The sequence below is a fragment of the Thioclava sp. L04-15 genome (genome assembly GCF_002020275.1).
Taxonomy (GTDB): Bacteria; Pseudomonadota; Alphaproteobacteria; order Rhodobacterales; family Rhodobacteraceae; genus Thioclava; species Thioclava marina.
In genome coordinates this window covers 36,347-49,562 of sequence record NZ_MPZW01000008.1, presented here as the reverse complement: position 1 = coordinate 49,562, position 13,216 = coordinate 36,347, and the positions used below count along the sequence as shown (strand labels likewise).

12 protein-coding genes and 1 tRNA gene are annotated in these 13,216 nt (G+C 63.6%); 6 read left to right on the top strand and 7 right to left on the bottom strand.

Annotated features, from left to right (window positions below; genetic code table 11):
* Positions 1-72: 72 nt before the first annotated feature.
* Positions 73-723 carry a protein-L-isoaspartate O-methyltransferase gene (locus BMI90_RS15430; RefSeq protein ID WP_078530399.1) on the bottom strand — a complete coding sequence of 217 codons (651 nt, stop codon included), beginning with the start codon at positions 721-723 and terminating at the stop codon, positions 73-75.
* Positions 724-930: 207 nt separating this feature from the next.
* On the opposite strand from BMI90_RS15430, the gene BMI90_RS15425 reads away from it, so the two are divergent.
* The 3 genes from BMI90_RS15425 (at position 931) to BMI90_RS15415 (ending at position 4,825) form a co-directional block, all read left to right on the top strand.
* Positions 931-1,004: transfer RNA gene (locus BMI90_RS15425), tRNA-Cys, on the top strand.
* Positions 1,005-1,112: 108 nt separating this feature from the next.
* On the top strand, positions 1,113-1,943 hold the full coding sequence (locus BMI90_RS15420; RefSeq protein ID WP_078530398.1) for a DUF3883 domain-containing protein: 831 nt from the start codon (positions 1,113-1,115) through the stop codon (positions 1,941-1,943).
* A gap of 218 nt (positions 1,944-2,161) precedes the next feature.
* Positions 2,162-4,825, top strand: a complete 2,664-nt coding sequence (locus tag BMI90_RS15415) for an erythromycin esterase family protein (RefSeq protein ID WP_078530397.1) — start codon at positions 2,162-2,164, stop codon at positions 4,823-4,825.
* A gap of 176 nt (positions 4,826-5,001) precedes the next feature.
* Here the strand turns inward: BMI90_RS15415 and BMI90_RS15410 are convergent, their stop codons facing one another.
* The 4 genes from BMI90_RS15410 to BMI90_RS15395 form a co-directional block, all read right to left on the bottom strand.
* Positions 5,002-6,573: a GMC family oxidoreductase gene (locus BMI90_RS15410; protein WP_078530396.1), complete on the bottom strand. Its 1,572-nt coding sequence runs from the start codon at positions 6,571-6,573 to the stop codon at positions 5,002-5,004.
* Between the two features lie 11 nt (positions 6,574-6,584).
* Positions 6,585-7,109, bottom strand: a complete 525-nt coding sequence (locus BMI90_RS15405; protein ID WP_078530395.1) for a Twin-arginine translocation pathway signal — start codon at positions 7,107-7,109, stop codon at positions 6,585-6,587.
* A 36-nt stretch (positions 7,110-7,145) separates the two neighbouring features.
* On the bottom strand, positions 7,146-7,541 hold the full coding sequence (locus tag BMI90_RS15400) for a VOC family protein (RefSeq protein WP_078530394.1): 396 nt from the start codon (positions 7,539-7,541) through the stop codon (positions 7,146-7,148).
* 114 nt (positions 7,542-7,655) lie between these two features.
* The gene (locus BMI90_RS15395; RefSeq protein ID WP_078530393.1) at positions 7,656-7,949 is read right to left on the bottom strand and encodes a ribbon-helix-helix domain-containing protein; all 294 of its coding nucleotides are present in this window, start codon (positions 7,947-7,949) and stop codon (positions 7,656-7,658) included.
* A gap of 265 nt (positions 7,950-8,214) precedes the next feature.
* Here BMI90_RS15395 and BMI90_RS15390 point away from each other — a divergent pair, with 265 nt between their 5' ends.
* Positions 8,215-9,138 carry a histone deacetylase family protein gene (locus BMI90_RS15390; RefSeq protein WP_078530392.1) on the top strand — a complete coding sequence of 308 codons (924 nt, stop codon included), beginning with the start codon at positions 8,215-8,217 and terminating at the stop codon, positions 9,136-9,138.
* A gap of 4 nt (positions 9,139-9,142) precedes the next feature.
* Here BMI90_RS15390 and BMI90_RS15385 read toward each other — a convergent pair whose 3' ends face one another.
* Positions 9,143-10,048 (bottom strand): AraC family transcriptional regulator, encoded by a 906-nt coding sequence (locus tag BMI90_RS15385; RefSeq protein WP_078530391.1) that lies wholly within the window; start codon positions 10,046-10,048, stop codon positions 9,143-9,145.
* A gap of 171 nt (positions 10,049-10,219) precedes the next feature.
* On the opposite strand from BMI90_RS15385, the gene BMI90_RS15380 reads away from it, so the two are divergent.
* Complete coding sequence (locus BMI90_RS15380) at positions 10,220-11,239, top strand: aldo/keto reductase (RefSeq protein WP_078530390.1); 1,020 nt, start codon at positions 10,220-10,222, stop codon at positions 11,237-11,239.
* A 75-nt stretch (positions 11,240-11,314) separates the two neighbouring features.
* Here BMI90_RS15380 and BMI90_RS15375 read toward each other — a convergent pair whose 3' ends face one another.
* On the bottom strand, positions 11,315-12,271 hold the full coding sequence (locus BMI90_RS15375) for a LysR family transcriptional regulator (protein WP_078530389.1): 957 nt from the start codon (positions 12,269-12,271) through the stop codon (positions 11,315-11,317).
* A gap of 149 nt (positions 12,272-12,420) precedes the next feature.
* Here BMI90_RS15375 and BMI90_RS15370 point away from each other — a divergent pair, with 149 nt between their 5' ends.
* Entirely contained in the window at positions 12,421-13,209 is a 789-nt protein-coding gene (locus BMI90_RS15370) for a transporter substrate-binding domain-containing protein (RefSeq protein ID WP_078530388.1), read from the top strand.
* The last annotated feature ends 7 nt before the right edge of the window (positions 13,210-13,216 follow it).

Sequence of the window (13,216 nt, the reverse complement as noted above, 5' to 3'; positions counted from 1 at the left end):
ATTTTTCGATTGTTACAGTCAATGCCTGCAGTTTCAATTGCGGCATTATGTGTAGCCGTTTGGATGTGCCCTTCAGAGCACGAATTCGCGCTGCAAGGCAAAGCCCGGCAGAAGCGGCGCAGCGCCATTGAACATGTCGCGCCAGTTGATCACGCCATCTATCTTGTAGCCGATCCGCGCGGTGCCCAGCACGCCCTCCATGAAGATCGCCGCGATCCGGCCACCTTCCTTGAGCTGATCGGCGATCGCCTGCGGCACGGTCTCGACCCCGCCCTCGAGGATGATCGCGTCGTAAGGTCCGTGCTTGGCAGATCCCTCGGCGAGCTTACCCGCGACGACGGCGACATTGTCGGCGCCGGCCTGTGCCAGCGCGGCCTCTGCCTGCGCGGCGAGATCTTCCTCCTCGAGCGCCACGACCGCCTCGGCCATCTGCGCGATCACCGCGGCCGAGTAGCCGAGCCCCGCGCCGATATCAAGCACGAGGTCATGGGGCTGGATGTCGAGCCCGTCGAGCATCTTCGCGAAGTCGCGCGGCTCGAGCACGACACGGCCCGGGGCCAGTTCGACATTCTCCCCGATATAGGCAGCTTCGCGCTTCGTGGCCGGCACGAACTCCTCGCGCGGTACATGCAGCATCGCGGCAATGATGGGGAATTTGGTCACGTCGTTGGGGCGGACCTGCGTGTCGACCATCATGGTGCGGCGCGTGGCGAAATCTTGCATGTCGTGAACTCTTCGGTGTGAAACCCTTGCGCGAGGTTTTGCCACAACTGCCCCTAGGGGGCAAGAACACCCTGCAACTTCCCGGCTTCACACCCCGCTCAGCCCCCTCTTCGCGAACGCACAGACGGAAATCTCATGCCGATCGGCGCACAACTCCCCTCTTGCGCGCCCGCCCCCGATACCGTATCTGACGCCAACACCACGGATGGCGAGTTGGCGGAGTGGTGACGCAGCGGATTGCAAATCCGTGTACACCGGTTCGATTCCGGTACTCGCCTCCACCTACTTAGCCGAAAATCGGGACTCCGGGTGACCGGTCGCTTTACGGAACCGACCCGACAGTCTGCTTTTCTACTGACATATCAGATACCCAATCGTAGCCTGGCGCCATGGCAGGCGAGGATTGGAGTGAGGCGGAAAACGCCGCGATCGTAGCGGAATACTTCGCCATGCTCGCAGACGATCTCTCGGGAAAGCGCTACAACAAGGCAGCACACAATCGCGACCTCCAGTCACAGATCGATAGATCGCGCGGGTCGATCGAGTTCAAGCACCAGAACATCTCGGCAGTTCTGAAGAGCTTGGGGGAGACCTGGATTTCCGGCTACAAACCCGCGTTCAACTTCCAGGCGTCGCTCGAAGACGTCGTGAGCCGCCAGCTTCAGAAGCAAGGTGGTTGGATCGTGCCGCCAACTCATCCGGGGTCACGCGACTTCCAGGATGCCACACCGCTTTGGCCCGAGCCGCCGCCGACGCAGCGAAACACGCCGCCTCCAGGCGAACTTGAACAGATGCTTTCGGTGGCGAGAAAGTTCGACGTGGCGGGCCGGGACGAACGCAACCGCGCGCTCGGCAAGATGGGCGAAGAACGTGTGCTCCATCATGAGAAAAGCGTGCTCCGCGCCGCCGGCCGCGACGACCTCGCCCGCGAGATTGTATGGGTGAGCCAGCAAGAGGGCGACGGGGCAGGTTACGACATCCGAAGCTTCACGCCGGAAGGTCGGCCTCGTCTGATCGAGGTGAAGACCACCAACGGCTGGGAGCGCACGCCCTTCCATATCTCGCGCAACGAACTGGCCGTGGCGGATGATCGCCGCGAGGACTGGGTGTTGTTTCGCCTATATCAGTTCTCGCGCGGCCCCCGCGCCTTCGAACTCCGTCCGCCGCTCGACGCGCATGTGTCGCTGACGGCGACCTCATTCAGGGCAAGCTTCGACTGAGCGCCTGCTGCGAAGGCCCGGATCGCGTCCAGACAGCCCTCCCCGGTTCCTTCTGACCGCGATCCCGATGAGCGAAGAGAAAGCCCCCCGCGCTGTGATGCGCAAGATCAATTTCGAGCGCTCTGTTTGGTGTTAGACTAAATCTCGGATCACCAGAACAGGCTGACTTCGACCGCAGCGTATCCCGGTCGTGTCGGGCCCGGAGGGGAGGCGTCGTGATGGCTGACAGGGAATTGCGTTTTGCAGATCGCGCAGAGGCCGGCCGGATGCTCGGCGGCCGCTTGACGGATCTGAAACCGGATCGGCCCGTCGTTTTCGGATTACCGCGCGGTGGTGTTCCGGTCGCGCTGGAAGTGGCACGCGCTCTCAAAGCGCCGCTCGATCTGGTGTTCGTGCGCAAGATCAGCGCGCCGGGCTCGCCCGAGGTTGCACTCGGGGCCATCGTGGACGGCGCCAATCCGCAAATGGTGATCAACGAGGCGGTACGACGCCATTCTCACGCCGATGCGGACTATCTCGAAGGCGAGCGCGCCCGCGAGCTGGTGGAACTCGAACGGCGCCGGAAGCGCTATCTGGGCGACCACAAGCAAATCTCGCCCGAGGGCCGTACCGCGATCCTCGTCGATGACGGGCTGGCAACGGGCGCCACGATGAAAGCGGCCCTTCTGGGCTTGCGTCAGCAAGGGGCAGCGCAGATCTGGATAGCCGTTCCCGTCGCACCTGCCTCCGCCATACCCGAATTCGAAGAACTTGCCGATCTCGTTGTCTGCCTGAATCCGACGGAGCGGTTTTATGGCGTCGGTGCCTTTTATGACGATTTCCACCAGCTCACGGATGAAGAGACGGTCGGGCTTTTGCAGCAAGGCTGGGCGGCGGATGAGGATCCGGCCGCGACCGAGACGGCCAGCACGATGCGCCGCGTCGTGAAGATTTCTCCGCACCATCTGGACGGCGATCTGACGGTGCCCGCCGATCCCAAAGGGCTCGTGATCTTCGCTCACGGGAGCGGGTCGAGCCGGCTCAGCCCCCGCAACAAGGCGGTAGCCGACACGCTCAACGCGCGCGGTTTCGCCACGCTGCTCTTCGATCTGCTCACCCCGGAAGAAGCGGAGGACAGGCACAATGTCTTCGATATCCCGCTTCTCGCCGCGCGGATCGTCGAAACCGTGCTCTATGTCAGTGGCGAGCCCGACATTGCAGATCTTCCCGTGGGACTTTTCGGCGCGAGCACGGGGGCCGGGGCCGCCCTCGTCGCAGCGGCCGAACTGGGGGACCGGGTCGCGGCGGTGGTTTCACGGGGCGGTCGCCCCGATCTCGCCGGGTCGCATCTCGGGTCGGTCACCGCGCCCAGCCTTCTGATTGTGGGCGGCGATGACGATCAGGTGATAGCGCTTAACCGTGCCGCTCTGGCGGAATTGAGCTGCCAAAAGGCGCTCAGGATCGTACCGGGAGCGACGCATCTCTTCGAAGAGCCCGGCACTCTCGAGATGGTATGCGCAATGGCGGGCGAGTGGTTCGAAAACAATCTCCGCCTGCCCGCCTCGGCGGTTCACCCACAGCTCGAGACGCACCCCAAAACACCCGAGGAGATCGCGACCGCGCTGCGCAAGGCCATCCAGCCCTTGCCCGAGATCGACGACCCGACCTTCGCCGAGGCCTTCGACCGCTATGCGGATGCACGCATCGTGCTGCTGGGCGAGGCCTCGCATGGCAGCTCGGAATTCTACCGTGCCCGCGCTGCGATCACGCAACGGCTGATCGAGAAACACGGCTTCACCCATATCTGCGTCGAAGCCGACTGGCCCGATGCCAGCGCGATCGACCGACACATCCGAAACTTGCCTGCGCATAAGGATCGCGAACGACCCTTCACGCGCTTTCCGACCTGGATGTGGCGCAACCGCGAAGTCGATGAATTCGTCAAAGCGCTGCAGGCACTCAATGCGCAGCGCGCGCCGGATCAGCAGGTGCGTTTCTCGGGGCTCGATCTCTACAGCTTGTCCGCCTCGATCTCGGCGGTGCTTGATTATCTCGACAACGTGGATCCCGTGGCCGCCAAAGAAGCGCGGCAACGCTATGCCTGTTTCGATCCCTGGTCGCATCAGCTTGCCGCCTACGGACGCGCCTCGCTCAGCCACGGCTATGCGCTCTGCGAAGACCCGGTGACGCGCACCTTGCTCGACCTTCTCGAAGGCGAACTCGACTATTCCGCACGCGACGGTGACGACTTCTTCGACGCGGTGCAGAACGCCCGGCTCGTCGCGAATGCAGAACGCTATTACCGCGTGATGTATTACGCCTCGAACGAGACATGGAATCTGCGCGACCGGCACATGTTCGAAACGCTCGAACGCATCCTCGAGCGTGGCGGTCCCGAGGCCAAGGCGGTCGTCTGGGCCCATAACTCTCACATCGGAGACGCACGCTTCACCGATATGGGCCGCACGCGCAACGAGTGGAATATCGGCCAGCTCTGCCGCGAGGCCTATGGCGCAAAGGCCGCGCTGATCGGGTTCGGCACGCATGGCGGCACGGTCGCTGCAGCCTCAGAATGGGGCGCGCCGATGGAAGTGAAAGAGGTCCGCCCCTCGCGGCCCGACAGCTACGAGGCCTTGTGCCATGCGACGGGCGAGCCCCGTTTCCTGCTCGATCTCGGGGAGAGGTTGCCCCCGGGCCTGCGTCATGCGCTCTCCGAGCCGCGTCTGGAGCGTTACATCGGCGTGATCTACCGCCCCGAAACCGAGCGCTGGAGCCACTATTCGCACGCCACGCTGCCCGATCAGTATGACGGTTTCGTCTGGTTCGACGAGACGAAAGCGGTAACGGCCGCTCCAGCCGCCTTCGGCAAAGGTGAGGGCGAGACCTTTCCCTTCGGCCTCTGAGCCCCGCCGATGCCTGTCCGCGTGTCAGGCCCTGAGGCGGGCAGCTTCGGGAACGCCGCGAAATTGCCCGCAAAGCGTATCAGCTACGTTCGGCGGGCGTGCCTCGCCCCATCCAAAACGAACCGGGCCACCCGCAGGCGGCCCGGTCCCTTTGTCACTGATCACCGCAACGGGTTTCAGATATTGCCCTTGGACATTTCCGCAGCGATGAAATCCGCCTGACGGATCGCGAGCGCCACAATGGTCAGCGTCGGGTTTTCTGCCGCACCGGTGGTGAACTGCGAGCCATCCGAGATGAACAGGTTGGGCACGTCATGCGCCTGCCCGTGCTTGTTCACCACCCCGTCGCGCGGCTTCTCCGACATCCGGTTGGTGCCGAGATTATGCGTCGACGGATAAGGCGGCGTCGGGAAGGTCCGGGTCGCACCCACCGCATCATAGATCGCGGCGCCTCGGGCATAGGCATGATCGCGCATCGCCCGGTCATTGGGGTGATCGGTGTAGTTCACATTCGCGACCGGCAGCCCATAGGCATCGGTGACCCCGTGATTGAGGGTGATGCGGTTGGTCTCCTGCGGCATGTCCTCGCCGACGATCCACATTCCGGCCATGTTCTCGTAGCTGTCGAGCGCCGAGGTGAACTCGCGCCCCCAGCCGCCCGGATCGAGAAAGGCCGCCATGAACGGCAGGCCGAGGCTGAGCGTTTCCAGCTCATAGCCACCGACGAATCCGCGCGAGGGATCGTGACGCGCCTCGTCGCGGACGATGCCCGCCATCGTCGTGCCGCGCCACATCTTCACCGGCTTGTCGAACACGCCATAGACCGAGCCCGTGGTGTGACGCATGTAGTTGCGCCCGACCTGACCCGAGGAGTTCGCAAGCCCGTCCGGGAACATCGCTGAATGCGAGTTCAGCAGCACGCGCGGGCTCTCGATCGAGTTGCCCGCAAGGCAGACGATCTTCGCCTTCTGCATCTGCAGATTGCCGTCCTTGTCGAAATACTCGACCCCCGAGGCCTTGCCCTTGTCGTCATGCAGGATGCGCGCGACGTGGCAGTGATCGCGCACCTCGAGATTGCCGGTCGCCTCGCCGCGCGGGATGTCGGTATAGGCCGAAGACCATTTCGCTCCCCATTTGCAGCCCTGGAAACAGAAGCCCGTCTGCTGGCACGACATCCGGTCGTCATATTCGATCGAGTTGATCGCCATATGGCCGGTATTCACTTCCTGATAGCCTAGCGCCTTCGCGCCTTTCTCCAGCACCTTGAAGTTGTTGTTGCCCGGCAGGCCCGGGCGGTCGCCGGTGCGCGTGACACCCAGCTTGGCCTCGGCCTTGTCGTAATAGGGTGCCAGCTCGGCCGGATCGATCGGCCAGTCGAGCAGGTTCGCCCCGTCGACATTACCGTAATGGGTCTTCGTCTTGAACTCGTGGTCCTGAAAGCGAAGGCTCGCGCCGGCCCAGTGGATCGAGGTGCCGCCGACCGCTTTCACGATCCATGCGGGCAGCCCCGAGAAATCCTTGGCCACGCGCCAGTCGCCGCTCGTGGTGCGCGGCTCGGTCCAGGCGAGCTGGCCGAAGCTTTCCCACTCGTCGTTGATGTAATCGTCGGGCAGATAGCGACCGCCTGCCTCGAGCGCGACCACCTTGACGCCCTTTTGCGCCAGTTCGTTCGCAAGCACCCCGCCGCCGGCGCCGGTACCGATGATGACGACGACGCTGTCGTCGCTCAGATCAAATTTAGCAACCATGTCCGCCTCCCTTACAGCCAGTCGATGTCATCAAAACCGCGGTTGATGTAGCCGCCCTTGGAATAGGACTCGCCCTCGTAGCCGAAGATCGGCCAGACCGCTTTCTGGTTGTAGAGACCGGTCACGAGACCGCCCCGGATCTTCTGGAAGAAGGGGCTCTCCTCCATGCCCCGCAAGATCGCGACGCGATCCTTTTCCCAGCCCGTTTCGAGGTAATTCGCGAACCCCTTGCCGCGCGCCGCCGCATCGAGAGCCGCGATCCCCGCCTCGATCTCGGGCGCCGCGTCTGCGGTGTCGTAGCCCTTGACCGCGAGCACGTAATACTGGTCGTCGATCCTGTCGTGCGGATAGATGTCGCGCGCCATCTGCACCAGCGTCGCGAATGTCGTCGGCTGGAGCGCCGAGAGCTCGGTCGCCCAGGCCGCGTTGCGCGCCGCCATGAACCCCGAGCCCACGACGAAACTCGCCCCCGCCGCGGTCGCCCGCGCCAAAAGCTGCCGTCGGGTGAGCCCTTTCGAGCCTACCTTGGTTGCCATTGTCGTCTCCTCCCTGATGTCTCCCTTAGGAAAATCTCACTTGAAGCGGCCGCCTCGCTGGATCACCTCGATCTGGTATCCATCCGGATCGGCCACGAAAAAGAACTTCGCGACGACCTCCCCTGCCGGCGCGAATTCCACGAGTTTGCGGGGCGCGAGCCCCTCCGCCTCAAAGCGTTTGTGTTCAGCGTCGAGATCATCGACCGAAACCGCGAAATGGCCGTAGCCATCGCCAAGGTCGTAGGGCTCGCTGCGGCCCTTGTTGATGGTGAGTTCCAGCTCGAACTCGGTCTCGGGATTGCTCAGATAGACAAGCGTGAAATCCGGAAAGTCGAGACGGTCCGCGACCTTCAGCCCGAAGGCCTTGTCGTAGAACGCCACCGAACGATCCTCGTCGAGGACCCGGATCATGGAATGAATGGATTTTGCCACCGGTTGCTCCCGCTGCTTTGCTGTCATTGGTTCTGAGAGCGTAGCAGCGGACCGATGCGGTCCGGGTAGTAGGTCTATACTACCCTTGAAGAAACTTTGGCGTCAGGCTTTCGATCACTCGGCGGCGACGGCGAGCGGCGCACGATCGGTCGAGATTTCCATGAATTTCAGACAGGCGCAGCGCAGCAGAGACGTGAAGTTCGACGGCTCGCCGCGCAGCTCCAGCACCTCGGCATGCAATGTCGAGATGAAGGTCGGCGTGGACACCCCGTCGCGGGCGGCGATTTCATCGAGAATATCCCAGAACGCATTCTCGAGCCTGATGCTCGTGCTCTGGCCATTGAGCCGCAGCCGGCGCGTTTCGCTGGAATAGCGCTCCGGGTCCTGACCGGCGAAAACATGGCACATATCGTATCTCCTCCCTTAGATCCGATTGCCCGGATGAACCGCAGCTCATCCGGGCCAAAAGGATATTGCCAATTGGGAGCAGGTCAATCTTGTTGTGTGGCGAGCGACCGGTTGCGGGTCCGCTTCGCGCCGAGGACGAAGACAGTCGCCACCGGCGCGGATATGGCGCCGGTTCCCCGCGTCGCGCTTGTCATTTGGCCGGGCATGGCGCAGCGTCGCCGCGAAACATGAAAGATGGACACCCCACCGGTTGCTGGAGAGCGGTATGCGCGAGCTGATCACGATCACCCATGAGGATTGCCTTGGCCATGACACCGGGCCCTGTCACCGCGAGCGTCCCGCGCGTCTCGAAACCGTCCGAGCGGTGATCGACCGGATGGGCCTGCCGATCGTCGAGGCGCGCGAAGCCGACGAGGCGGATCTGCTTCTGGGCCACGATCCGCGCTATCTCGCGGCCCTCGATGAGGTCTTCGCGCGCGAGGCGCATGTCGATCTTGACGAGGACACCCATGTTTCGCCCGGCTCGCGCCGCGCAAGTCTGCTCGGTGCCGGGGGAGCGTTGCAGGGTGTCGATCTGGTGCTCTCGGGCGAGAGCCGTCACGCCTTTGTCGCGACCCGCCCGCCCGGGCATCACGCGACGCGCACACGCGCAATGGGTTTTTGCATCTATGGCAACGCGGCCCTCGCCGCGCTCCATGCGCTTGAGCGTCACGGATTGTCGCGCGTCGGGGTGCTCGATTTCGACGTTCATCACGGCAATGGCACGCAGGACATCTTGTGGCATGAGGCGCGCAGCTTCTTCGTCTCGTCCCATCAGGAGCCCGAGACCCTCTGGCCGGGGACGGGCGAGACCTCGGAGACCGGCGCGCATGACAATATGCTGAACCTGCCGCTTGCGAGCGGAACGGGGACGCAGGAAATGCGTGCGGCCTGGGAGATCGCGCTTGCGCGTCTGGACGCATTCGCGCCCGATCTGATCATCCTCTCGGCCGGTTTCGATGCGCATCGCGAGGACGATATCTCGGGCCTGCTCTGGACCGGCGCGGATTACACCTGGTTGACCGAGGCGATCTGCGCCGTGGCCGCCCAGCATTGCAACGGGCGCATCGTTTCCTGTCTCGAGGGCGGTTATCACCTGCCCGCGCTCGCCGAAGGCGTCGAGGCGCATCTCCGGGCCTTGGCGGGCTGAGGCTTCAGCGGCTGGGGACCATCGCCACCTCGCGGCGCATCTGGGCGAGGTCACGCCCGGGAGGCGCGCCGAACATCCGGCGGTATTCGCGGCTGAATTGCGAGGGGCTGTCATAGCCGATCGCAAAGCCGATCCGGGCCACGTCGCGCCCTTCCGACAGCAGAAGCCGTCGCGCCTCCTGCAAGCGCAGGCTCTTTTGGTACTGCACCGGGGTCATCCCCGTGGCCGCCTTGAAATGGCGATGGAAGGTCGCGGCGCTCATTCCCGCGAGAGCGGCCAGATGCGCCACGCTGAGCGTTTGCGTGAAGTTCTGACGGATCCAGCCGATCGCCTGACCGATCTGCGAGAGGCGATTTCCGGCAAGCCCCACCTGACGCAGCGCCGCACCTTGCGGCCCGTTGAGCAGACGCCAGACGATCTCGCGATGCAGCATCGGCGCAAGAACGGGGATGTCGCCCGGCGTCTCGGCCAGCGCCAGCAGACGCGCGAGCGGGTCGATCAGCGCCTCGTCCATCTCATGCACCGCAAGCGCGGGTAGCGTCGGCCCCTCTCCCGCATCGCCGCCGCGCGCACCGATCAGCATCTCGGCCACGAGCGTCGTGTCGAGATTGAGCGCGAAAGCAAGATAGGGGGCGGTGGGGCTGGCCTCGACCACCTCGGCGCGGATCGGGACATCGAGTGAGGCGATCAGGCATTTCCCGGCATCGTAGCGAAAAGCCTGGGAGCCCAGCCTGCTGATCTTCGCCCCCCGCAGCACGACGCAAAGCGAGGGTTTGTAGACACCGTGAAAGGGCCCGCTCGGTGTCGTTCGCCGCGCCAGCGTCAAACCTTCGATCGGCAATTGCGCGCCGTGAACGCGCCACAGCCGTTCCGCGCAATCCGTAAGCCTGTCCAAACCTGCATTGTCCATGGCTTCCACACTAGACCCCTGCCCCGGCAATACAAAGCGCCAAGAGCGCCAGATGACAGGATCGTGCAATCATTCGAGAGGATCGCCCTCGCCCGCTCCGCACCCCTGCCCCATCTTGGGATGCATCGGGCCCGGCCATGCCGCGCCCTTCCAACCGGAAAGGACAGACCCATGCGTTACAAACCTCTCGGCCCGAGCGGCCTTCTGGTCTCTGAACTTTGCCTTGGCACGATGACTTTCGGCGGCTCCGAGGGCATGTGGCGCCAGATCGGCCAGCTGCGCCAGGACGAGGCCGACGCGCTGGTACGCACCGCGCTCGACGCCGGCATCAACTTCATCGACACCGCCAACATCTATGCCGGGGGCGAGAGCGAGCGGATCCTCGGGCAAAGTCTGCGCAATCTCGGCGTGGCACGCGACGAGGTAGTGATCGCGACCAAGGTACTCGGCCCCATGGGCGAAGGCATCAACCAACGCGGCGCTTCGCGCTATCACATCATGGAGCAATGCAAGGCGAGCCTCTCGCGGCTGCAACTCGACCACGTCGACCTTTACCAGATTCACGGCTTCGACCCGATGACGCCGATCACCGAGACGCTCGAGGCGCTCGATACGCTCGTACGGCACGGCCACATCCGATATGTCGGGCTGTCGAACTGGGCGGCCTGGCAGGTAATGAAGGCGGTAGGCATCACCGAGGCGCGCAAGCTCGCCCCGATCCTCTCGCTACAATCCTATTACACCATTGCCGGACGCGATCTGGAGCGCGACATCGTGCCGATGCTGCGCGACACCGGGATCGGCCTGATGGTCTGGAGCCCCCTCGCGGGCGGATTGCTCTCGGGCAAATATGATCGCGACGGCAAGGGGGCGGACGGTCGCCGCGCAACCTTCGATTTCCCGCCGGTCGAGAAGGATCGCGCCTTCGACGTGATCGACGCGATGCGCCCGATCGCCGAGGCGAAGGGGGTGAGCGTGGCACAGGTGGCGCTTGCCTGGCTGCTGCATCAAGACGTCGTCACCAGCGTGATCGTCGGCGCGAAACGGATCGATCAGCTGAGCGACAATATCGGCGCGACGCAGATCACGCTCGATCCCGAAGAGCTGGCGACCCTCGACAAGGTCAGCGCGCTGCCCGCCGAATATCCCGGCTGGATGCTGGAGCGTCAAGGCAGCTACCGCGCGCGCTGAGACGGGAGCGCATTTGCCCAAAACCCGGGCCGGGGCAGATCAGCCCCCGGCCCGGGTTCCGACACCGACCCCGCATTATTCGTAAGTTCGCTCCGCAAGATCGGTCCCGGTGATCGCCGCCTGACAAAGAGCAAGGAAGGCGATCTCGGCATCCGATTGCTTTCGCAGCGGATTGGTCAGCAGGTAGATATTGACCATCGGCAGTTCCGTGTAGGGCGGGAGCTGACGCAACCGCCCGCTTTCCACGTCGCGCTTGGCGACATGCAGCGGCAGCGCGCCGATCCCGACCCCGGCCACGATCATCCGGCGCAGTTCGTGCAGGTTCGACGATACGCCCCTCCAGCCCGGGGCAAGCTTCGCCCGTGCGCGCAGTTGCGCCACCGGAAAGAGCGGCCCCTCCTCGGTTTCGGTCTGGAAGGAGACCGAGGTTTCCCCCTCGATCTCGGAAAGCTCGATTCGCTCCTGTCCGAACAGCGGATGGCGCGCGCCGCAGAACAAGCCGAAATATTCGCGATAGAGGATCGACGCCTTCAAGTTTGCGGGAATTTTGTGCAGCAGACATATTCCGAGGCTCGCGCGGTTCTGCTGCACGCGGCTGACGACCTCTTCGCTTTCGGCCACCGCGATCGAGAAAGTCACCTTGGGATGGGCGACCGCGAAGTCGTGCAGCACCGCGTCGTAATGGTCCGAGATCACGTGAGAGGTCGTGGCGATCGAGATGTGACCGCGCAATTCCTCGGCCCCGCTTTGCAGCAACGAGGGAAGCTGAGACACCGATCCGAAGATCTGCGCGCATTCCTGATAAAGCAGGCTTCCAGCGCGCGTCACCTTGAATTCATTTGGTTTTCTGATGATAAGCTCATGCCCGGCGGTGTCCTCAAGGCGCTTGAGCGCAGCGGAGATCGTCGGTTGCTTGAGCCCGAGGAAATAGGCTGCCCGCGAGATGCCCTGCTGCTCCACCACCACCATGAAAGTGCGCAGAAGGTTCCAGTCGAGGTGCCAGGGGAAGCGCTGTTCGTAGGGCTTGACCATCAATCTTATCTATATTGAAGATTTTGATTATTTATTTGCGCGATATCTTGCCGCATGCAAGCGTTTCCTTCGAGGGGGCCAGCAGGCCTTTCCAGAGCGGGACGCACCGGGAACAGGGCGCCCGTTATGCAATCCATCAGGAGAGACACATGACTAACCGCAGAACGCTTCTCAAAACCCTGCTCGGCGCTGGCGCGCTCGCCGCGACCGGGATTTCGCTGCCCTCGCTCGCGATGGCGGACGAGCTGGAGAGCCTCAAGGAAAAGGGCGTGATCCGCATCGCCATGTCGGGCGCCTACCCGCCCTTCAACTTCATCAACGAACAGAACGAAGTCGTCGGCTTCGACCCGGCCATCGGTGAGGAAATCGCCAAGCGCATGGGCCTCAAGGTCGAGATCATCACGACAGCCTGGGACGGCATCATCGGCGGTCTTCTGGCCAACAAGTATGACGCCATCGTCGGCTCGATGTCGATCACGCCCGAGCGCGAGAAGGTCGTCGATTTCGTCGGCCCCTACTATCGCATGAGCCGCGGGATCTTCGTCACCAAGGACAGCAAGATCCAGACCCTCGACGACCTGAAATCCGCGACGCTGGGCGTGACGCTGGGCGAGACGCACGAGCAATGGGCCCGCGATCAGGGCTACAACGTGCGCACCTACAAGGGCCTCCCCGAGCTGATGCTGGAACTCGAGAACGGCCGCGTCGATGCGATCGTGAACGACGATATCCCGGTCCTGCTCGCGATTTCGAAGAACGACGCGCCGATCAAGGAGCTTGATGTCGATCTGGGCGGCGTGGCCGATCAGGCGGGCATCGCGATCCGCAAGGACAATCCCGAACTCAAGAAAGCCATGCAGGACGCGCTCGACGCGATGCAGGAAGACGGCACCTATCTCGAGATCGCCAACAAGTGGGTCGGCGGCGACATTCGCTGACGCTCGG

Excerpts from the sequence above, each read along its gene's own strand:
- BMI90_RS15420 (WP_078530398.1), top strand. The coding sequence starts at position 1,113 with ATGGCAGGCGAGGATTGGAGTGAGGCGGAAAACGCCGCGATCGTAGCG.
- BMI90_RS15415 (WP_078530397.1), top strand. The coding sequence starts at position 2,162 with ATGGCTGACAGGGAATTGCGTTTTGCAGATCGCGCAGAGGCCGGCCGG.
- BMI90_RS15380 (WP_078530390.1), top strand. The coding sequence starts at position 10,220 with ATGCGTTACAAACCTCTCGGCCCGAGCGGCCTTCTGGTCTCTGAACTT.
- BMI90_RS15375 (WP_078530389.1), bottom strand. The coding sequence starts at position 12,271 with ATGGTCAAGCCCTACGAACAGCGCTTCCCCTGGCACCTCGACTGGAAC.
- BMI90_RS15370 (WP_078530388.1), top strand. The coding sequence starts at position 12,421 with ATGACTAACCGCAGAACGCTTCTCAAAACCCTGCTCGGCGCTGGCGCG.
- BMI90_RS15430 (WP_078530399.1), bottom strand. The coding sequence starts at position 723 with ATGCAAGATTTCGCCACGCGCCGCACCATGATGGTCGACACGCAGGTC.
- BMI90_RS15405 (WP_078530395.1), bottom strand. The coding sequence starts at position 7,109 with ATGGCAACCAAGGTAGGCTCGAAAGGGCTCACCCGACGGCAGCTTTTG.
- BMI90_RS15395 (WP_078530393.1), bottom strand. The coding sequence starts at position 7,949 with ATGTGCCATGTTTTCGCCGGTCAGGACCCGGAGCGCTATTCCAGCGAA.
- BMI90_RS15390 (WP_078530392.1), top strand. The coding sequence starts at position 8,215 with ATGCGCGAGCTGATCACGATCACCCATGAGGATTGCCTTGGCCATGAC.
- BMI90_RS15410 (WP_078530396.1), bottom strand. The coding sequence starts at position 6,573 with ATGGTTGCTAAATTTGATCTGAGCGACGACAGCGTCGTCGTCATCATC.
- BMI90_RS15385 (WP_078530391.1), bottom strand. The coding sequence starts at position 10,048 with ATGGACAATGCAGGTTTGGACAGGCTTACGGATTGCGCGGAACGGCTG.